The organism is Bacillus sp. LJBS06, from assembly GCF_016924995.1.
GTDB lineage: Bacteria > Bacillota > Bacilli > Bacillales > Bacillaceae > Bacillus > Bacillus stercoris.
Map to the genome: position 1 here is coordinate 1,321,506 of NZ_CP070483.1, position 19,082 is coordinate 1,340,587.

Genomic DNA, 19,082 nt, shown 5'->3' on the forward strand with positions numbered 1-19,082 from the left:
GGGGTCCGTTAATGGCTGACATGTATATTCTTTCACCAGATGATCAAGTGCTGACAGTGCTGTCCAGCGACGGACAAGAAGCGTGCAGATTTTGGGATGCAAAATACAAAGAAGAGCTGAATAAAGGCTCTTCTTTTTCTTTTGTAGCAGATGCTTCTCATCCTGATGCGCGCTATTTGTTTGAGGAGAATCAAGTCATTTTTAGAGATAAAGACGGCATTCTCCGATTGTTTGTAATCAAAGAGCTCGATGATACAGATGAAAACTCAGAGGTTGATACACTGGTTACATGTGAAGCTGCCATGATGGAGCTAGCAGAAACCTTCGTGAAAGACTTCCGGCCAACTGACAAAACAGCACAATATGTTCTGGACAACGTGCTTGCCCGTTCTCGGTGGGTTGCGGAGGTAAGTGCTGAACTCGGTACAAACTCCACCACGTTTTATAAGAAAACAGCTTTGGAATGTATTGCTGAAGTGATAAACCTATGGGGCGGCGAACTTCAAGATTCTATCGAATTTGATGGAAACAAGATCACTAAGAGAATTATCAAGATATTGCCACGACGAGGAAAAGACAGCGGGAAACGCTTTGAGATAGATAAAGATACAGAGAATATTAAAAGAACGGTCATCAGCTACCCATTGACAGCTCTTTGGGGATATGGAGCCTCTATTGCCTCAACAGACGAAGACGGAGAAGAGACGGGCGGTTATTCGAGGTTTATTGACTTCTCGGAAGTAGAGTGGAAGAAATCAAAAGGTGATCCTGTTGATAAACCACTGGGTCAGGAATGGGTTGGCGATCCGGATCTATTAAAAAGGCTGGGACGCCTTAAAAACGGTGAATTAATCCACAGAGAAGGGCAATACAACAACGAAGACATCACTGATCCAGCAGAGCTTTTAAAAGCCACATACAATCATCTCATTACGACAGCATCAAAAACTGAGGTGAATTATGAGCTTTCAGTTCAGTTGCTTCAGAATGTACCAGGTTATGAGCACGAGCACGTAGAACTGGGCGATACGACAATTGCCATAGACCGAAACTTTGCTATTCCAATAGAAACATCACAGCGCATTATTTCTATGGAATATGACATAACAGATCCAGACAATACCTGCGTTGTGGAAATAGGGCAGTTTTTATCAGTGCTCCAAGGTGATGATCGGATTGATCAGATAGAGAATATACTCGACAAGAACCGAGGTACTTGGGAGAGGAAGCCAGACGTTGGTGAAGTCACTGATGGCAGTTTCCCGGATACAAAACCACCGGTCCCGACAAACGTTCAAGTAAAAGCGCTATTTCAAAATATTGCTCTTACTTGGGACTATATCCCATCCAGTTACATCGCTGCCTATGAGGTATATGCTTCTCAGATTAAGGGCTTCACACCCTTAAAAGAGAATCTAATTTTCAGAGGGAAAACAGGAGGCTACGAGCATTTTACAGGCGTCAATGAACTTTGGTATTACCGTATTCGAGCAATCAATACAAGGGGTACAGCAAGTGATTTTACAGCCGAATTCTCGGCCACTACTAAGCGAATACTGACCAATGATATTGTTTTCGGTGCAGTTACAGCCGAAAAGCTGGCTAACTTGGCAGTTACAGCTGATAAGATAGCCAGAGATTTTGATGAAGGTAATATATTCCCAGGGTCTTTGCTGAAAGCAAATCAATTCTACACCTACAGCGATTCTACTCTCAGTGTTGAACAAAAGACTTTCAATGAAATGACTGTTTCACAAGTGATCAATGGCGATACTACTGTATTCGGAGTAGCTGGCTACAGAGGTTCACCGAATAACATACAGCGGATGTCTTTAGTTGAGGGGCAAGTATACACTCTATCATTTGAGGTAAAGCGAAACAACACGACTAACTTAAACTTCATTCATTTGAAAAAGGACAAAGAATTCACCTTGATAAGCGGAGCAGACCTGAACGACATATCCAGTTTTCCGTCCGATCAATTCGTGAGGGTCAATATCAAATTCACAGCGCCAGCAACTGGATCTGATTATACTATTGGAATCGGCGGCCGAAATACAAACGGAAATACAGAACCATGCAGTTTTGTTTTTCGCAAGATTCAAGTCAGAAAGGGCGAGGAGATCAAGGAATACGGATACAGCCCTTATGACGTCATGCTTACTGATGGCGCTATCTATGGAGAATATATTCAATCGGCAGCTATTGGCACAACACACATACAAAAAGCAGCCATAACGAGCGCACAAATTGCTGAAGCGGCTATTGGTACAGCTGCCATCCAGAACGCGGCAATAAAAAAAGCTCATCTTGGCACAGCTATTATTGATACTGCTCAAATCATTGACGGTGCAATCACTAACGCAAAAATAAAAGATTTGTCTGCCGATAAAATCAATGCCGGTACTATAAAAGGGATCACGATTGAGGGCTCTTTAATCAAAGGTGGTAAATTTGAAGCTTTGAATACCACTGATAACTATAAATCGTACTTTGATGGTAAGGAATTTTATCAGTTTAACAGGAGCACTGCTTCCGGTACCTACGGGGATTATACAGAGTTGAAAATCACTTCTAGTTCCATTTCACAAGAAAGCGGTGGTCAAGACTCTGGCGGTAAAAGAACTGTGTATAGATCAGTCAAAATTGGCGATGGGAAAGTGAGTATATACGGATCAGGATATGATTATGTTCTGGAGGATATCCCGAAGATAGACTTATATGGCATCAGATCAAACGGTTCTTATCAATCCGTGATAGACATGTCTATTGATAAAGCTGCAAGCGTTCCAGGTGATGTGCTGAGCATAACTGCCTCAAATACGCCAGCTAACTCAGAAAACTCAAGCGTTTTTAGCTATGCGTACAATACAGCGAAATTCAGCGGTTCTTCAACATTAGCGACTTTTAAAACAGCAAATTTCGAAGCTGACGTAACAGGTGGAATACGCCTTAAATCAAAAAATGGAACACTTATTGAAGGTGGACCTGTGACTTTGCCGGCTGGATCAAATATTTATCCAGGGAACGTAACTAAAAATAAACAGCCTCTGGCTTCCGGGAATGTTACAACTTACATCTCAGATATTCACGGTGGCTTGCAATATAATTTAAGTATGTGTGTTACAAGTGTGGATGTTTCTATGCCCGATAATGGAAGTTCAACAGCCTATGCGAAAGTAACACTTAACCCTTGGGTTGATGCTTATTATGATACACCTGAGAACATATTTGCAGTTATGGCTACTCCTTACGGTGCTTATTCTAATGCAGTTACTGTTGGCATAGAACATCAAAGCTCTGGAGGATTTGAAGTCCATGTGAGAGGAACTGGGACATCGACTGGTGTTGCAGGGCGCAAAATTACAGTGCGAATGTTAGTTTTATATGAAGCTCAATAGAAGGTGATAACATTGCTTGAGCAAATAAATTTGACAAATGACTATAGATATACAGAAAATTTGGCAGTTACAAAAACAGACTCTGGCTTTTCTATAACGAGTGGCACCTATCATGACGGAAGCTTAGGGAAACCATATGTTATAGACCCAGCGGAATTTACTATTAATGCTGAAGAGACGAGAAAAGTAGCATATATTTTGCATCTGGTTTATGACACAGAGAATGATAAGGTTGATTATTTGTTGTACAAATCAACTGTTGATCAGGATGGTTATTATCCAAGCTATGAAGAAAGCGAAAAGTATCGTCTCCTTTATAAAATTATTGATGTAGTTGTTGATCCTACAGGAGAAATAAATGGCGCAATTTATAGTTTCACCAAAGAACAGGAGGCGGAAAATGAAACTTGAACCTATTGAATTGGGGAATAAAGGCGAGGAAGAGAAAACGGAAGTGGAAAAACTAAAAGAGCAGGTTCTTGACCTTCAACGTGTGTGCAATATGCTGATGAATCAAAGTTAACTGGGGGATGAAGCATGGAAAACCGCAGTGTTCTTTATGGCTTTTTCGAAGACTGCTGGATTAATGGGACTGTATTAACGAAGGAAATGAGGAATGCGGTTCAAAAAGGCTGGATATCACAAAGTGAATATGATGATATAACTGCTCTGACTCGCGGAGACGCATATCCTGACCAAGAATAAGGAGTGTTTTGAATGCAAGAAATGACAAAAGAACAATTACAGGAACAATTTGAAATTGCAACATACAAAGCGGCATCCCTGCTGGCTGAATTAAATGAGAAGAACGAAAAACTGGCTGAATATAAAGCCTTGTATACGGTCGCAGTAAACAAACTGGAAAAGTTAGAAGGAGAAGCAGCGGCAGCACAAACTGAAAATCAGTCAGAACCAGAAAGCACACCTGTAAAAGAATAGGTGTTTTTATTTTGCCTCTAAGGAGGTGATAACAAGAAATGGAGGAAACGACTGTGTTTATTAATTTTGAAACATTGGATTTAGCGAGGATTTATCTGTTCGGAGGTGTGAAATATCTCGATTTATTACTGGTCCTCAGCATTATTGACGTTATAACAGGCGTAATCAAGGCATGGAAATTTAAGAAGCTGCGGAGCCGGAGCGCTTGGTTCGGTTACGTCCGGAAAATGCTCAGCTTTTTGGTGGTTATTGTGGCAAATATCATAGATACAATTCTCAATCTGAACGGCGTCCTGACATTTGGAACCGTTCTTTTTTATATCGCCAATGAGGGGCTTTCCATTACGGAGAACCTGGCACAAATCGGCGTTAAGATTCCGGCTGCGATTACGGACCGACTTCATGTAATTGAAGAAGAAAACGAACAAACAACAAAAAAAGATGAACAAGCTGCTGGGTAATCCAGCGGCTCTTTTTATTTCAAAAACAGAATAGGAGAGATTTTCATGACAATTGCAGTGAAAAAGAACCTTGTATCAGAAGCAAAATACGCTTTAAAATGCCCGAATTACTTGGACGCTGAATATATTACCATTCACAATACAGCGAATGATGCGTCAGCTGCTAACGAGGTCAGTTACATGACTGGAAACACCAGTTCAACGAGTTTTCACTTCGCTGTTGATGACAAAGAGGTTATTCAAGGACTGCCGTTAAATCGCAATGCATGGCACACAGGCGACGGCACAAATGGATCCGGGAACCGTAAGTCTATTGGCGTTGAAATCTGCTACAGCAAGTCAGGAGGCGCTAAATACTACGCTGCTGAAAAGTTGGCTATCAAGTTTGTGGCACAGCTACTTAAAGAACGCGGTTGGGGTATTGATCGTGTGCGGAAGCATCAAGACTGGAGCGGAAAGTATTGCCCGCATCGTATTTTGTCAGAAGGACGCTGGGATGAAGTCAAAGCTGCAATTGATGCTGAATTAAAAGCACTTGGCGGCAAAACATCAAGCAAGAAAACAACTTCATCTAAGACAGTTGAAAAATCAAGCTCAAGCAAAAAGAAATCATCCTTTAATCTACCTTCCGGCATTTTCAAAGTGAAGAGCCCATTGATGCACAGCGATGCCGTCAAGCAGATCCAAACAGCGCTGGCGGCATTGCATTTCTATCCGAATAAGAAAGCCAAAAACTTCGGTATCGATAGCTATTACGGACCGAAAACAGCTGATGCCGTCAGACGGTTCCAGCTGATGAATGGATTAAAGGCTGACGGCATTTATGGACCGAAAACGAAGGCGAAGCTTGAATCTCTATTAAAATAGGTCTATTAGGTCTTCTCTTTTGAGAAGACCTAATATTAGTAGTCAAATAATTTACATATTGTTGAAATAAAAGTAAAAATATAGTATATTAGACCAGAAAACAAATTAAGGAGGATTTGTATGAAATTGTTAAAGAATTCAATTTGTTTGCTCGTCTTAACTCTATTGATTGCTACTATTGGATTTTCACCACAAACGAAAGCAGCAGAAGAGAACTCATTTGGATTGGCAAAACCAGTAACCATTGAGGAAAAAGAAACTTTAACAGTAGATAAGAATGGTGTGGCTAAGAGCACAAATGATGACCAAGCTTCTGTCATTAAGAACGCACGACAACTTGCTAACCAGAGTGTTCACAATGAAATAACTTATAAAAATCCTGCAGCTAAAGAAGAAAAAAATATTGTTAATGTGCCAGTCGCTGAGAAAAAAGATGAGAAAGCACAACCCAAAGCAGCTAGCTTAGTTTCGATGTCCTACACAACGATATATGACCCCAACAAACAATCCATCACAACAACAATTAAAATAGCAAGCATAGTTGGCGAAAAGCCGATAGTTATTGAAGCTAGAAATGATTTATACGATAGCAACACTTATAGCGGAAAATACGGAAGGGTTTTTGTCCATAGCAGAGAATTCTTAGGGAAGGATATTAAAGTAGGTAAATCTTATTCAAAGTCCTATTATCCTAAAAAGACAAAGTTTTATATGTCCCAACATACTACGGTAGCTGGTTGGAAAGGATCAGTACCTGATACTTCCACTGGAACGTTGGCTCCTGCTCTTGCTAATAAAATAGGATGGCTGTATCCAGAAATAAAAAATAACCACAGCAAAAAGACAATGCCAGTACCAGCTAAAGCGAATTTCCCAGTTGTACCTGCAGATAAAAGAGAAGAATGGACTTCAACGGATCGAGGTAACTATATAAAGAAGTACATCGACAAATACGGTAATCCAAAATGGAATTGGTCAGCATTAGATGTTCACCATGTACTTCCATTAAAGTATGGGGGAAAGAATAACTTTGATAATTTGTTTCCTCTTCCTCGTGATATACACCAAAACGTATTAAATCGTTGGTGGGATAAATATTAGTAAGTAAGAGGTGGCTCAATGACAGTTTTTGTTGAAAAAACGATCCAAGGTCTAAAAGAATTAATTGATGAAAAAGGACGTTTGAAAATTTTAGGGGATGAAGGAGCTATTTTAGAAACAGAATGTAGTTTCTCTAAAGGTGCAACAGATCTAGAGATTGAGAGTTTTGAGAAGAAAATAAAAGTGTCACTTCCTGAAGATTATAAAACCTTTTTAAAACTGCATAACGGGGCCAGAATATTTGATTTGTTGATTTACGGCGAGAATGTAGGTGGGGGATTGCATATTCTTAATTTAGAAGAGATTGAAAAGTATATGCAAAATGGTTTTTTAAAGCCTCAGTTTATTCCCGTCGCACATCTGTTAGACGGATGTTATTTGTTAATTGACAAAACCAGAATTTCCACAGATCCAAACTATTTATGGTTCCTCAGGTTTGTAGATTATGAACCACTGCAACTTAATTTTGAGATATTTTTAGATCGGTATATTTTATCTCAGGGATCGAATTTTTGGGATTGGGGAATCTATACCGCTGAGAATTATTACAGAACTCACCGTACTGAGGACTAAACCCTTAATAGCAGTTTATTAAGATAGAGAGCAGGTGTAATACCTGCTCTTTTTTTGTTAAATCTATTGACGATTGTAAATAGATATTGTATAATTAAAGTATAGAAAGGAGGTGCTGAAGTGGACGAGGTGAGAAACTGGATTCTTGCTATCGCTGGTATCGTGACCATTATAAAACACATCTACGACATATGGCAGAAGGAAAGCGAAAAGCATAGCAAGAAAAAGAAAAAGCGCTCCCGCCGGACAAGCAAGAAGCGCTGATACTAGTGAGACAAGGGGAGAAATCCCCTTGCTTATACCATTATATCACGTCCACGATAATATGAAAAAATATTTTAAGCAGTACAGCACAGCAGATTTTGCCGTTTTGCTCATTTTGGTTGCTGGGATCGTCGCAATTGATCTAACCGATGAGGGTATGTCTGGAAAGATTGCGCATACTGTATTGATGATAGCCGTTGTTATTACCTTGTTAAAAGGATTCATTATGATGTGGAGAGAAAGCCGACATGAAAGAAAGCGAAAAAATTAAGTTTATCCAGGATGAAGTTTTGACGGCAGCGGAAGCGGGGGAGCTGCTGGGAATCACTCGGCAGCGTTTAAGCACCCTTGTCAATTCCGGAAAGCTCAAGCCGGTTAAAAAGGTTGGGACAGTCGCATTGTTTTTGCTTGGACATGTACAAGCCCTTAAAAGAGAATTAGAAGCCGGCCGGAAGAAATACCGGCCGTATGATGAATAAAGCTCCTCTTACTTTGAGAGGAGCTTTCGTAAGTTTGCCACCTAATATAATAAAGGTTCTCTGTGGCTTTTAAATAAAGTCGCACCGTTTTGAAAAAAGTTTAACCGTTTGCAAAAAAGATGAACCGGAATTTCCTATTTAATTAAAGATTGCGAGTTCACTACTATTCTATAGGTGGTCTTTTATTTTTTTAGATTATAATTCAATTGTGTATATTTGATGAGGAGATACGTGAAAATGAGAAATTATTACGAAGTTGTAAGTGATTTAAAAAAGGCATTTAGTTCAAAAACTAGAAAAGAAAATGCCGTAAATCTTTTAAAAAAAAATGACGATCTTTTTTGGGATTACTTAAGCTTAGTACATCTAAGTGCTGATCAAATATATGTGGATAAAAAACCAGGGATGTCTTTATTAATTTTATCTACAAAGTTTATTAATCATACTGCAACAGCTTATGATGCACTTTTAAATTCTATGGTAGATGAATTTTTTATTTTATTCCGTCAAAGTTGCGAAGTTAAATGGTTGGCTCAATATTTTATAAAATATCCTGAAAAACAAGAAGATTGGCTTTCATCTAAAAAAAATTATATTGCACCACGTGAAGTTCGAAAAGCAATTGATGAAGATGAAAAGATGAAGGTACTATATTCATATTTAAGTAGTGGGGCACATCCTAAAACAGAATCCATTTCTCACATATTAGAAGAAGATCTTGTAATAGGAGGAAACTATGACGAAACATTCACACTTTATTCTTTTTTACTGATGCTTAGAACTATTGATGAATATCTAGTTGAATTATTTAATGTTATACGTGAACAAAATGGATTTGAACTGGAACTTTTGAGTCAAAAAGGTACTGATAACATTGAAGAAAACGAAGAGTTATTTATATTAGCATTAGGACAATATTCCATTCTTGCGGAAAAACTAGACAAATATGAAAAACTAATACGAGAAACTTGTTAAAAATATTGTGTAATCCAATTGAAAGAGACGCACATGACATAGATACACTGAAGATTTCATAAAAAAAGAAGCTTATATAGGGCTTCTTTTTTTCTAGCTTGAATAAGATTCATTTTTCCTCTTTTTTTAAACTTCAATTCACCTTTCATCAAAAAGCTTTCACTGCTGCACGAATATCCTCTTCGCTCTTTCCTATTTTTCTTTTTAAAAATCATTCATAGTTGGATTCTATACTTATCAGTCATTAGATATTCTTCTAATGGCTAAAAGAGCATCAAATGCAATAAACCATGTATCTCTTTTTAAATCCTTCACATGCAGCTTCTGTTTTACTTCATCTATGTAATGCACATGCCCTGTTATTTCTTCAATAAATCCGTCTCTGTATACACTGATGACCAGAACTGAGTTGAATTCCATCGCTTCGCAAATAGTGCGTGCCATTTCCTCTAGCTGGTATTCATCGAGAATGGGTTTTTCGATTTTCTGAACTTCTCTCTTTCTGTTTAAAAGGGCAGCTCTTTGCTCAGGCAATATGAATTTTTGTTCCCATCTCTTGTCGTAAATTCCTTGACTCATTCCGATCATCTCCTTGAATAAATTATATGCAAACAAATGTTCTTTTATCAACGGAGAAAATAATGGTAAGCCTGTGAATTCTACTCATTGGTTTTAAATGGGGAATTGTTGGCGAGTTGTTGTCCAAACCTGCCAACAATTAATATTTTTATTCAGAATGGATCAGACATCTATTTTGAAATCCCTTGATGGATAAGTATTTGTTAGGAATAAAAATAACAGCTCAGAAGGTAATCACTACCTTGACAGGGTAGAGGTCGCTGGTTCGAGCCCAGTCGGAATCATAGCTTAAACCCTTGCTGCGCAAGGGTTTTTATTTTGCTTATTTATTAATTTTGTCATCATTCATCGAATTGGGGGCGGAAGTTTTTTAAGCTGATTTTGAAGTGAATTCAAAATCAGCTCTGTTTCTATAATGGATTATAAAGTTTCAATATTCTTTTCGATTTTTTGAATAACTTGTTCGAGCCATATGATTGGAGATACGCCGTAACTAAGAATGTCCACTCCGTCAGCAGCTTCATCGATAAAATCATTCTTTTCTTCATCCGAAAATCTTTCAATGCAGCTATATCAGTTTCTTGCTCTTCTTTTGGAATTTCTTCTAAGTATTCGTCCAGTGCTGACTCTGGAGCTTCTATATCTTGATGAAATATACCTCCTAGAAATTGAAATACAGGTTCAGATATTTCGATTTCAATCATTACTTATCACCACCAAGAAATGTTAATTTCAAATCTGAGAAATGGTGCGTATCTTATTCTATATAACTTTCTGCTATATCAATATCATTTGTCATTTCTAAGTCAGGGTATTTTTCATCTAATTTTCTTAAACAATTAATAAGTTCTTTACTTTGTAAACTTTCAGCTAAATTTTCAAATACTTCACTGATTTTCTAGATAGCTAATTGTATTTTCCTCAGGTATCGATGGCTATTATGAACCAGCTACAAAAGCGAAATTGAAGTAATATAAAAAGGCCCTCTTAAAATGGGGGCCTTTCAGTGTTTCTTTTAAATAGCTTTTTTTAGTTTTTCTATTACACTTTTCAACCATTCTATAGGTGGTAATCCAATTGTCGGAAAATATATTTCTGCATTACACTTTATAATGTCTTCCTTTTTTTCTTTAGTTAGATCGCTATTTAGAAACTCTTCGCAAAACTTAACTGTAAATAGCAAACCTTCTTTACTAATTTCCTCAATAAATTCGTCTAATGCGTGTTCAGGGGATCTGATATCTTGATGAAATGTTGCACCTAAAAAATTTTCTAATTCGTCTAAGAAATCATAACTTTCATCCATGATACTTCCTCTCTTTCTATTTGGTTGGATATCCTGTAAGAATAAAGTTACCGTTGTTATCTTTTTTGAGTATAATTTTTGCGTTTGTAACGTTTTCTACTAGTTCTGAATTTCTTGTTACACTTCTGCCGATTATTTCTCCATCGCCCTTGTATTTTAACATTAATTTAGGCTTTTTAGGATCATCAATCCAATTTTCGATTTTCTTTATATTTTTTGGATCGTTTAAGACTGAATTAGCAATTCTCTCAGCGGTAGCCCTATCTTTAAAAGTAGATGAAGCTGTAATATGTGGGTTAGGATCAGTTCTCAGTCTTTCTATTAATTCTTCGTCGGTCTTCCCAACGTGTCTTTCAATAAGATGCCCGCCTTTTGCTTCATGAGCAGCTAATCCACCGCCAGGTGCGAGAGGGGTACTATCACCTTGTTTGACATTACCTGTACCCATGTTGTTAGAACTTTCAGATCTTCTGAGAACACTCTCTTTTTTATCTTCCGCAATACTTTTTAGCAGCGGAGTATTTTTCACATTAATGGTATTCTCAGCATCTTGAAGGATTCCTTCTAATGCAGGAGTATACCGGTTAACAGGAGATTTGACAAACTGTTTTACAGACTTTCCACCTTTCTTAATTGTATCACTAGCTGTTTTCCCAACTTTAGCAAGATCCTTCGAGCCTGTTGAGACAGAGGACTTTCCACCTTTCAATAACAGAAGACTTCCGCCCAAATAAGTAACATAGTGCAGCCGTGTGTATGCATCCCCGTGAATCATTTTTGTATCCCAATTATCCTTCAATGTGTCAACCATACTTTGAAAGGCAGCTTGATAGTCGTATTCCAAAACGGTATCCAGCACTTTTTGAGGATCCTTGTTTAAGTTATCAATCGTCCAACCGATATTCCATCCAAATTGAATGGCTCCTTCACCGGTATCCTTGGCAAGATCGTATATACCAACAATCGCACCCTTGGCGCCATCACCTATGATTTGCAACACTTCTTTTCCGTTATCCATGAAAGCTTTACGCTGTTCAAGAAATGAAACAAATTCAAGCTGTTCAGGGGTAAGATTCTCATAGCCGACCTTCTTGGCAATTTCTAAGTATTCATCCGGATCCGTCACTCCGTCAGCTAGCTTCTTCTTTAAATCTTTGATTTCTCGTTCTTTCGCTTCATCTTTCTTGATCTTCAAATAAGCTTCAGTCTGTTTCTCAATATCGCCTTTTTTCTTATGTATGTCACTTTCACGGTACGCCTTGGCGTTGTAGTGAATGGGTGTGGCGTTCTTCCCTTTGCCTGTGGATTCCTCAAGCTTTTGGAAGTCCTTCCTGATGAATTGCTCGTTTGGCTCTGACTGGGCATATTCAGTAACAAGTGCTTCGTCCACGCTACCTAGTTTGTCGACTGTTTTTTTGCGCTTGGCCTCCGCATTGGCGAGTTCGTCTTTGAAGTTTTCTGTCGAGAACAAATCAAGTGGGAGGATGTCATCGATATCATGTAAGATATCTTTCATCGCTTTCTTTTGTTCAGACATTATGGATTTTGATTTTGTGTAGGCGTTGGCCAGTTCGTGTTCTAAGAAGGATTCTTCTATATATGCATCAGATAAGCTGGCGTCCTCTAGAGTGCCTGAAATGCTTGTCAAGAAAGCAATTTTCATATCAAGTAAGTCAATCCAATTGTCAGCTACACCTGCGTGGTCTTGATAAAATGCTTTAATGTTGTCGGCGCCTTTGCCGGAAAACTCACTGTCATCTAAATCAGCTACGGCTTTAAAGGCCTTCTTGAGATTGACCATCTGACTTCTTAATTCTTTGTATTCCTTTGCGCGTTTATCTGCTTCGGAAAGCAACGTTTTAGCTTCAAATACTTTCATGTTCATATCCTTTCATCGGAATTCCTAACCAAGATATTACCATGGAAGAAAGAAGAAAAAGACATATACGTATTTCGAAAGTGGAAAATGATTAATTCGGTCTAGGTCTTTGTTCTTATTTATTGTGTTGTTAAGCAATTGGTGATAGGCCAAGCTCGAATGGTCCCGGGAACCGTAATTTGATTGGTGTTGGTATTGTTATAGCAAGTCAGGATGCGCTGAATACTACACTGCTGAAAAGCTAGCTATCAAGTTTGTAGCGTAGCTGCTTAAAGAGTGCGGCTGGGGAAAAACTTGATCGTGTCCGTACACATCAGAACTGGAGCGGAAAGTATTGCCTGCACCGCATTTTAGCTGAGGGCAGATGAAACCAAGTTAAGTCAGCCATTGAGTCAGAATTGAAGGTGCTGGGAGGAGAGACAAAATCTAAACTGTTATCATCTGCGTCTAAAGCTTCTGGGGGCATTTACACAGTCAAAAAAAGTGATACTCTTCCGTTTTTTAATAAAAAGGGAGTTTAATTAATGATTAAAAAAATTCGATATAATTAATGAAGTATCGACAGAAGATTGTTACCACAAATGCAAAGCAAGAAACGAAAGTGCCCATGCAAATATGCCGAACGTTACAAAGAATCTAAGAAAAGTTTCATATTTTGTAAGTTTCCGTTCTTTTTTTATTTTACCTAATTTCCAGTAAAGGGCGTAGCCGGAGAACAATAAAATTATTTGTCCCAGTTGCGACACGGACTCTAAAAATTCTATACCATTCATTGATTTCACCTCTTATTTAATTATCGCAGGCTGAAAACCCGTTTCCAACAGTTATATAAAAATTAAGCAATCCGTAATATGTCTAATGGTATAAGAACCTTATCCAGTTATTATTTTAACAAAGAAGAACACGTTATAAGTTGAATCCATTGTAGGTTTTGTAGGTTTTAATGGCTGGTATTGTTTTAAATTCAGCCCTCGTTGAGTCATTTGTGGGGTCTACTGCGATAAAAGCAAATTACCATGCAAAAAGAGCCCGTCTCATAAAAGGCGGGCTTTATAACAAAAGAAAAAAATGTTGTTATGCTTTTTTTACAATGATCACAATATTTATAAATCACTTACACCAGCCAGTAAACCTATAAGACTCAAAACAATTGTTATAGCAAGGAAAGCCCAGACTAACGCAGCAAATGGAGTGTTAATTCCTGTGCTTTCTTTCCACTTGGAAAATCGACTTGTTCTGAATTTTCCTAGCTGAATACATAAAATTACGTTTAATAATACTGATATGACAAGGGCTGTTACTAAATATAAGTTCAAACCCATCAACCTTTCTTTTATAGGCTTTAGTCTTAGTGTAATCTATAAGCGGATGTAGATTTCAAGTGTCATTATTCATGTTATTTTCAGAAGCTACATATGATTGTGGAGTTGTTGCAAAGAGTCTGATAGAAGGAGTCATGAAAAAGTTTGCGGTTTTTTTCAGACATACATATTTTTGGGAATGTTAGAATGTTACATAAAGGGTAGGGGCTGTCGGTTTATTAATGCAGTATAGAATTTAAATGAAAAACCAGGAATAATATTGAGTTGAGAAGATAAAATAAAAAACCCATTTTTAAAGTCCAAAATGGGGTTATTTTTTAATATCATATTAAGTTGCTGCTCTATCTGCGACCTTATAAGTGGACTGCTCAGAAAGAGCGTATGAAGCGCTGGATACTCCAACAATGCCAAGCAAGAGCGCTAAACAAATTGCAATTTTACATTTTTTCATTTAAATGTTTCCCCCTTTTCTTCTTTGTTGGTCAAAAAATCAGCAACAGCAACAGCGTATTCTTCCATATCACCGTAAAGGTTTTTCTCTTCGAAGAACTTGAACACTTCTCTAAGTGTTTGTAAGTCGAATGATAAATAAAGGCCTTTAACCAGTTTTAATTTCTCGGTTACTTCCTGGTTGTTGTGTCGGGCAGCAACCTCCTGACCTTCCTGGTATAATTCTAATGCAGCCTTTAAATCATTTTTCTTTGCTTTGACATATGCCAGATTAAAAATCGCTTTGGACTCATAAATGTGTTTTCGATCCTTATGAATTTCATAGGCGATTTGAAAATGTTTCTCAGCATTGTCAAGTTCTTCAAGGTTATTATAGCATAATCCCACGTTAAAATGAGCTGAACCAATTAAATGTTGCTCCCCTATTTTTATAGCATCATTTAAGGCTTTTTCAGCTGTTTCTAAAGCATCCTCATAACACATTTTATCTAGCCAGTTCCCAAAGATAACAAACTGACATTGGACCATTTCTTTGCCATATGTAAGGTTCCCCTGAGCATCTTTTTGCTCTTTAAATATAGAGTATGCTCGCTGAGCATAATTCATTGAGAAATGAGTCTCTTTCATATAGTAATAGACTTCTGACACTTTAAAATAGAACTCTGCCTTATCTGTATTTGCGTTTTCATCTAATAAATCAAGATATTTTTCGGCTTCGCGATAATATGTTAAAGCAATAACTAAATCTCTCGTTCTAAAATGGTACATGCCGGTAAAAAAATGATAATAGAACTCTATTGTATTCGTGAAGGATTCAGGGGCCATATTTTCCCTTGTCTTTTTGAGGTCAGCATATACACCATCTATATTTTCAACAGAGTCAGGTTCGAGATACGACAGCATTATTTCGTGCCGCAGCTTTAATAGCTGGAGATAGACTGCTACTTTTTCATTTTTCTCCATCATATCGAATGCTTTTTCAACTTTTTGTTTCATTTCTTTTGCTTTCTCAACTCGACCCTGTTTTATGACAACATACCAATGATTAATGTCTGTAGTTACATAATGATATGGGATTAAATCCGAAACAGACAATCAAATACCTCCTTTTTTTTACATATATTTAATATTATATCACTAAGGACACCCTCTAATAGAATTATTTTTTTGAAAAGTCCATCTATTTAGACTAAAAAAAGTCAGAATAAACATAAATAAGGACCGTATTGTCTGATACGAACTCTTTAGCTTGCTTTAGAATTTAGGGAGGCTGATCTAAAAGGCACTTGAAGTCGTTTAATGATTTATAAATGGCATCTGCATTTTTCAAGAAAATGTTATAATGAAAAGCCATAAAATGATAGGAGGGGGATTTTCGATGCATTACATAACGGCATGTTTAAAAATCATCAGTGATAAAGACCTTAATGAGATAATGAAGGAATTCAAAAAACTTGAGGAAGAAACGAACAAAGAAGAGGGTTGTATTACATTCCATGCTTATCCGCTTGAGCCATCAGAACGTAAAATAATGCTTTGGGAGATTTGGGAAAACGAAGAAGCTGTGAAAACCCATTTCACGAAAAAACACACAATAGCCGTTCAAAAACAAGAATTAACGGAAGTAGAATGGTTAATGAAAAGCAATGTGAATGATTAAAAAGGCGTCTTCAAAAGAGACACTCAAAAACTAAGAATCGGAAAGTTGTTGGCGGATTGTTGTACAACTCCGCCAACAATATCATGCGGAGAATTAAATACATATTATTCATAATAAAAGCTTGGAGAAAAAAATGAAAAAGAAAACCCAAATTATCCTTTCTCTTGTAGCAGCACTTATAGTTATATTGATAGCACTACCAGTTCTATCTCCTGTTGTTTTTACAGCTGCTTCTGAAAAAGGAGCAATCAGACACGAAATTTATAAAAGAGGATATCCCTATCAGAGCTACTTTGCAGTTCTCCAAAAAGAAGCTGACAATGAATCTGGGAGTCTTTATTACGTGAATTGGCTAGATTGGAAAGGTGAAACGGGACAAACGCCTCACTTATGCTATTCAAAAAAAGCATCAAACGGTAAATACAAAGTAGACTGTGGAACCGGGCCGTAAAAAAAATGCCCGGGATGAAAGGTCTGCGGATACTGATCACTGGACAGAGAACGCTGTGCTTTGGTTGGTGTCCGTTTTTTATTTCGTATACTAAGCTGACACTATCACATCACAGAATCAGGTCGATTCTAGCAGTTAACTCAAAATCATAAAATCGCTTTTTTCCGGAAGCTTCGGTAAAAAACAAAACTTTTGTCTCTATGATTTTATTTTATAATGTAAACGGTTTCTTATATAGTATACTTATACTATGAATTTGCTCAAGTGGATACTGACAGGAAGGATAGAAAAACAGATGGAATACATAAATACAAGACAAAAAGAGATTTTGTATCTGTTGTTATCTGAACCTGATGACTATTTAGTTGTGCAAGATTTCGCAGATAGGGTACAGTGTTCTGAAAAAACAATCCGGAATGATTTGAAAGTGATCGAGGATTATCTCAATGAGCATTCTCATGCACAGCTTATTCGAAAACCAGGGTTGGGCGTTTATTTACATATAGAAGAACAGGAAAGGACCTGGCTAAGCCAACAATTACATACTGAACATTTTTCTTCTAGGCAGCGGACCGATGAAGAAAGAATGCTGCAAATTGCTTATGACTTATTAATGAATCCGAAGCCTGTTTCCGCAAAAGAAATTGCCGCTCGGCATTTTGTCAATCGATCTGCCATTAAAAAGGATTTATACGCAGTAGAAGAGTGGCTGAAGCGTTTTGATCTCACGCTCGTTTCTAGGCAGAGGCTTGGATTAAAGGTTGAAGGGAACGAAAGAAATAAAAGAAAGGCATTGGCAAGAATATCTGATTTGATTCACAATACAGAGTTTACGAGCCAATTTATTAAAAGTAAGTTTTTACATTATGAAGTAGATTTTGTGACGAGAGAAATCAAATCATTGCAAAAAAAGCATTCTCTCTATTTCACAGATGAAACGTTTGAGAGTTTGCTGCTGCATACATTATTAATGGTCCGCCGCATCAAAATGAAGCAGCCGATCTCTTTGTCCCCGAAAGAAATGGCGGCAGTAAAAAAGAAGAAAGAATATCAATGGACATTTGCTTGTTTACAACGGCTTGAACCGGTTTTTGCAATCCGTTTTCCAGAAGAAGAAGCCGTGTATTTAACATTACATATATTGGGCGGTAAAGTTCGTTATCCATTACAGAAAGAAGAAAACTTTGAAAATGCTGTGCTTCCTAAGGTTGTAGAGCATTTAATCAATCGTGTTTCAGAGCTGAAAATGATGGATTTTCATAAAGACCTGGATTTGATCAATGGTTTGAACATTCATGTCAATACAGTGTTACAGCGGCTGAGCTACGATCTTTCAGTATCAAATCCTATGCTGAATGATATTAAAAAGATGTATCCTTATTTGTTTCATCTTATCATTGACGTTTTGGAAGATATCAATCAAACTTTTGATCTTCATATTCCTGAGGAAGAGGCAGCATATTTGACACTGCATTTTCAAGCAGCCATCGAACGGATGCAGTGCAGCAGCGAGGCACATAAAAAGGCGATCGTCGTCTGCCACATGGGAATCGGGATGTCACAATTGCTGCGGACGAAAATTGAACGGAAATATCACCAAATCGCTGTAATGGCATGTATTGCAAAGGCCGATTTAAAGGATTATATCAAAAAGCATGAGGATATCGATCTTGTCATATCCACCATTGCGCTGGAGAATATAACGGTCCCCCATATTGTTGTGTCTCCGCTGTTAGAGCCTGGCGAAGAGAAGAAATTAAGTGCATTTATACGTCAGCTGGGCGAACCACACCGCCAAAAACAAAAAACGTTTCAGATGCTGAACAATACGACTCCTTTTTTGGTTTTTTTGCAGCAGGAGGCGGAGCATCGCTACAAGTTAATTGAACAGCTGGCGACAGCTTTGTTTGAGAAAGGCTATGTTGAAAAGGACTATGCGGTTCATGCGGTGATGAGGGAAAAAATGTCGGCGACAAACATTGGGTCAGGCATTGCCATTCCTCATGCGAACGCTAAATTTATTAAACAATCAGCAATCGCGATTGCCACATTAAAGGAGCCGCTTGAATGGGGAAATGAAAAAGTTTCGCTTGTCTTTATGCTGGCTGTCAAACACGAGGATCAAACCATGACAAAGCAGCTGTTTAGCGAGCTTTCATATCTTAGCGAGCAGCCGGCCTTTGTCCAAAAGCTGACGAAAGAAACCAATGTCATGTCATTTTTATCTCATTTGGATTATTAAAAAGCAGGGATTATTCCTTGCTTTTTTTTGTTATAGGGAAAAATGCCTTTATTTCCGGAACCTATGGTAAAAAAAGCGATTTTTAAGTGCTGATTTCGGTATACAGTTGAGACAAGATCTTATTATTCACACT

Annotated in this window: 21 protein-coding genes and 2 pseudogenes; 17 read left to right on the forward strand and 6 right to left on the reverse strand. The window is 37.7% G+C overall.

Annotated features, from left to right (window positions below; all coding sequences use genetic code 11):
- Positions 1-11: 11 nt before the first annotated feature.
- The 13 genes from JQX68_RS06790 to JQX68_RS06850 all read left to right on the forward strand — a co-directional run bounded on the left by JQX68_RS06790 (position 12) and on the right by JQX68_RS06850 (position 9,060).
- Entirely contained in the window at positions 12-3,401 is a 3,390-nt protein-coding gene (locus JQX68_RS06790) for a phage tail spike protein (protein WP_205440590.1), read from the forward strand.
- Between the two features lie 12 nt (positions 3,402-3,413).
- Positions 3,414-3,812, forward strand: coding sequence for a hypothetical protein (locus JQX68_RS06795; protein ID WP_205440591.1), 399 nt, complete (start codon positions 3,414-3,416; stop codon positions 3,810-3,812).
- A complete protein-coding gene (locus tag JQX68_RS21850; protein WP_258460251.1) occupies positions 3,802-3,924 on the forward strand; it encodes a hypothetical protein in 123 nt (40 codons plus the stop codon). The genes JQX68_RS06795 and JQX68_RS21850 overlap by 11 nt, the downstream gene beginning before the upstream one ends.
- Before the next feature lie 14 nt (positions 3,925-3,938).
- The gene (locus JQX68_RS06800) at positions 3,939-4,106 is read left to right on the forward strand and encodes an XkdX family protein (RefSeq protein WP_162106028.1); all 168 of its coding nucleotides are present in this window, start codon (positions 3,939-3,941) and stop codon (positions 4,104-4,106) included.
- A 12-nt stretch (positions 4,107-4,118) separates the two neighbouring features.
- Positions 4,119-4,340 carry a hypothetical protein gene (locus JQX68_RS06805; protein WP_205440592.1) on the forward strand — a complete coding sequence of 74 codons (222 nt, stop codon included), beginning with the start codon at positions 4,119-4,121 and terminating at the stop codon, positions 4,338-4,340.
- Positions 4,341-4,378: 38 nt separating this feature from the next.
- Entirely contained in the window at positions 4,379-4,801 is a 423-nt protein-coding gene (locus JQX68_RS06810; RefSeq protein WP_103803604.1) for a phage holin family protein, read from the forward strand.
- A 45-nt stretch (positions 4,802-4,846) separates the two neighbouring features.
- Positions 4,847-5,668: a peptidoglycan recognition protein family protein gene (locus JQX68_RS06815; protein ID WP_205440593.1), complete on the forward strand. Its 822-nt coding sequence runs from the start codon at positions 4,847-4,849 to the stop codon at positions 5,666-5,668.
- A 120-nt stretch (positions 5,669-5,788) separates the two neighbouring features.
- On the forward strand, positions 5,789-6,769 hold the full coding sequence (locus tag JQX68_RS21690) for an HNH endonuclease signature motif containing protein (protein ID WP_240345560.1): 981 nt from the start codon (positions 5,789-5,791) through the stop codon (positions 6,767-6,769).
- 18 nt (positions 6,770-6,787) lie between these two features.
- Complete coding sequence (locus JQX68_RS06830) at positions 6,788-7,342, forward strand: SMI1/KNR4 family protein (RefSeq protein ID WP_041351417.1); 555 nt, start codon at positions 6,788-6,790, stop codon at positions 7,340-7,342.
- A gap of 120 nt (positions 7,343-7,462) precedes the next feature.
- Positions 7,463-7,606, forward strand: coding sequence for a hypothetical protein (locus JQX68_RS06835; RefSeq protein ID WP_015715414.1), 144 nt, complete (start codon positions 7,463-7,465; stop codon positions 7,604-7,606).
- 28 nt (positions 7,607-7,634) lie between these two features.
- Positions 7,635-7,877 carry a hypothetical protein gene (locus JQX68_RS06840; RefSeq protein WP_041517732.1) on the forward strand — a complete coding sequence of 81 codons (243 nt, stop codon included), beginning with the start codon at positions 7,635-7,637 and terminating at the stop codon, positions 7,875-7,877.
- Positions 7,855-8,085, forward strand: a complete 231-nt coding sequence (locus JQX68_RS06845) for a helix-turn-helix domain-containing protein (protein WP_205440594.1) — start codon at positions 7,855-7,857, stop codon at positions 8,083-8,085. The genes JQX68_RS06840 and JQX68_RS06845 overlap by 23 nt, the downstream gene beginning before the upstream one ends.
- A 237-nt stretch (positions 8,086-8,322) precedes the next feature.
- Positions 8,323-9,060 (forward strand): hypothetical protein, encoded by a 738-nt coding sequence (locus tag JQX68_RS06850; protein WP_205440595.1) that lies wholly within the window; start codon positions 8,323-8,325, stop codon positions 9,058-9,060.
- 237 nt (positions 9,061-9,297) lie between these two features.
- Here the strand turns inward: JQX68_RS06850 and JQX68_RS06855 are convergent, their stop codons facing one another.
- The 4 genes and pseudogenes from JQX68_RS06855 to JQX68_RS06870 all read right to left on the reverse strand — a co-directional run bounded on the left by JQX68_RS06855 (position 9,298) and on the right by JQX68_RS06870 (position 12,824).
- Positions 9,298-9,639 (reverse strand): YolD-like family protein, encoded by a 342-nt coding sequence (locus JQX68_RS06855; RefSeq protein WP_205440596.1) that lies wholly within the window; start codon positions 9,637-9,639, stop codon positions 9,298-9,300.
- Between the two features lie 420 nt (positions 9,640-10,059).
- Positions 10,060-10,343 (reverse strand): annotated as a pseudogene (locus JQX68_RS06860) (contact-dependent growth inhibition system immunity protein).
- Positions 10,344-10,654: 311 nt separating this feature from the next.
- Positions 10,655-10,945, reverse strand: coding sequence for a contact-dependent growth inhibition system immunity protein (locus tag JQX68_RS06865; RefSeq protein WP_014663573.1), 291 nt, complete (start codon positions 10,943-10,945; stop codon positions 10,655-10,657).
- 16 nt (positions 10,946-10,961) lie between these two features.
- Entirely contained in the window at positions 10,962-12,824 is a 1,863-nt protein-coding gene (locus tag JQX68_RS06870) for a ribonuclease YeeF family protein (protein WP_147771766.1), read from the reverse strand.
- A 155-nt stretch (positions 12,825-12,979) separates the two neighbouring features.
- Here JQX68_RS06870 and JQX68_RS21695 point away from each other — a divergent pair.
- A pseudogene (locus tag JQX68_RS21695) lies at positions 12,980-13,318 on the forward strand (N-acetylmuramoyl-L-alanine amidase); the annotation flags it as partial.
- Positions 13,319-13,396: 78 nt separating this feature from the next.
- Here JQX68_RS21695 and JQX68_RS21700 read toward each other — a convergent pair.
- Together JQX68_RS21700 and JQX68_RS06875 are read right to left on the reverse strand one after the other, a co-directional pair.
- On the reverse strand, positions 13,397-13,597 hold the full coding sequence (locus JQX68_RS21700; RefSeq protein ID WP_014663576.1) for a hypothetical protein: 201 nt from the start codon (positions 13,595-13,597) through the stop codon (positions 13,397-13,399).
- Between the two features lie 996 nt (positions 13,598-14,593).
- The gene (locus JQX68_RS06875) at positions 14,594-15,691 is read right to left on the reverse strand and encodes a response regulator aspartate phosphatase (RefSeq protein ID WP_240345561.1); all 1,098 of its coding nucleotides are present in this window, start codon (positions 15,689-15,691) and stop codon (positions 14,594-14,596) included.
- Positions 15,692-15,938: 247 nt separating this feature from the next.
- Between JQX68_RS06875 and JQX68_RS06880 the strand changes: the two genes are divergently transcribed.
- The 3 genes from JQX68_RS06880 to manR all read left to right on the forward strand — a co-directional run bounded on the left by JQX68_RS06880 (position 15,939) and on the right by manR (position 18,949).
- Positions 15,939-16,256 carry a putative quinol monooxygenase gene (locus JQX68_RS06880; protein ID WP_147771767.1) on the forward strand — a complete coding sequence of 106 codons (318 nt, stop codon included), beginning with the start codon at positions 15,939-15,941 and terminating at the stop codon, positions 16,254-16,256.
- A gap of 133 nt (positions 16,257-16,389) precedes the next feature.
- Positions 16,390-16,707: a hypothetical protein gene (locus tag JQX68_RS06885; protein ID WP_014663579.1), complete on the forward strand. Its 318-nt coding sequence runs from the start codon at positions 16,390-16,392 to the stop codon at positions 16,705-16,707.
- A gap of 295 nt (positions 16,708-17,002) precedes the next feature.
- Positions 17,003-18,949 carry a mannose transport/utilization transcriptional regulator ManR gene (gene manR, locus JQX68_RS06890; protein WP_014663580.1) on the forward strand — a complete coding sequence of 649 codons (1,947 nt, stop codon included), beginning with the start codon at positions 17,003-17,005 and terminating at the stop codon, positions 18,947-18,949.
- Positions 18,950-19,082 lie beyond the last annotated feature (133 nt).

Excerpts from the sequence above, each read along its gene's own strand:
- JQX68_RS06845 (WP_205440594.1), top strand. The coding sequence starts at position 7,855 with ATGAAAGAAAGCGAAAAAATTAAGTTTATCCAGGATGAAGTTTTGACG.
- JQX68_RS21700 (WP_014663576.1), bottom strand. The coding sequence starts at position 13,597 with ATGAATGGTATAGAATTTTTAGAGTCCGTGTCGCAACTGGGACAAATA.
- JQX68_RS06855 (WP_205440596.1), bottom strand. The coding sequence starts at position 9,639 with ATGAGTCAAGGAATTTACGACAAGAGATGGGAACAAAAATTCATATTG.
- JQX68_RS06850 (WP_205440595.1), top strand. The coding sequence starts at position 8,323 with ATGAGAAATTATTACGAAGTTGTAAGTGATTTAAAAAAGGCATTTAGT.
- JQX68_RS06805 (WP_205440592.1), top strand. The coding sequence starts at position 4,119 with ATGCAAGAAATGACAAAAGAACAATTACAGGAACAATTTGAAATTGCA.
- JQX68_RS06810 (WP_103803604.1), top strand. The coding sequence starts at position 4,379 with ATGGAGGAAACGACTGTGTTTATTAATTTTGAAACATTGGATTTAGCG.
- JQX68_RS06885 (WP_014663579.1), top strand. The coding sequence starts at position 16,390 with ATGAAAAAGAAAACCCAAATTATCCTTTCTCTTGTAGCAGCACTTATA.
- JQX68_RS06865 (WP_014663573.1), bottom strand. The coding sequence starts at position 10,945 with ATGGATGAAAGTTATGATTTCTTAGACGAATTAGAAAATTTTTTAGGT.
- JQX68_RS21850 (WP_258460251.1), top strand. The coding sequence starts at position 3,802 with ATGAAACTTGAACCTATTGAATTGGGGAATAAAGGCGAGGAAGAGAAA.
- JQX68_RS06800 (WP_162106028.1), top strand. The coding sequence starts at position 3,939 with ATGGAAAACCGCAGTGTTCTTTATGGCTTTTTCGAAGACTGCTGGATT.
- JQX68_RS21690 (WP_240345560.1), top strand. The coding sequence starts at position 5,789 with ATGAAATTGTTAAAGAATTCAATTTGTTTGCTCGTCTTAACTCTATTG.
- JQX68_RS06830 (WP_041351417.1), top strand. The coding sequence starts at position 6,788 with ATGACAGTTTTTGTTGAAAAAACGATCCAAGGTCTAAAAGAATTAATT.
- JQX68_RS06790 (WP_205440590.1), top strand. The coding sequence starts at position 12 with ATGGCTGACATGTATATTCTTTCACCAGATGATCAAGTGCTGACAGTG.
- JQX68_RS06815 (WP_205440593.1), top strand. The coding sequence starts at position 4,847 with ATGACAATTGCAGTGAAAAAGAACCTTGTATCAGAAGCAAAATACGCT.
- manR (WP_014663580.1), top strand. The coding sequence starts at position 17,003 with ATGGAATACATAAATACAAGACAAAAAGAGATTTTGTATCTGTTGTTA.
- JQX68_RS06880 (WP_147771767.1), top strand. The coding sequence starts at position 15,939 with ATGAAAAGCCATAAAATGATAGGAGGGGGATTTTCGATGCATTACATA.
- JQX68_RS06870 (WP_147771766.1), bottom strand. The coding sequence starts at position 12,824 with ATGAAAGTATTTGAAGCTAAAACGTTGCTTTCCGAAGCAGATAAACGC.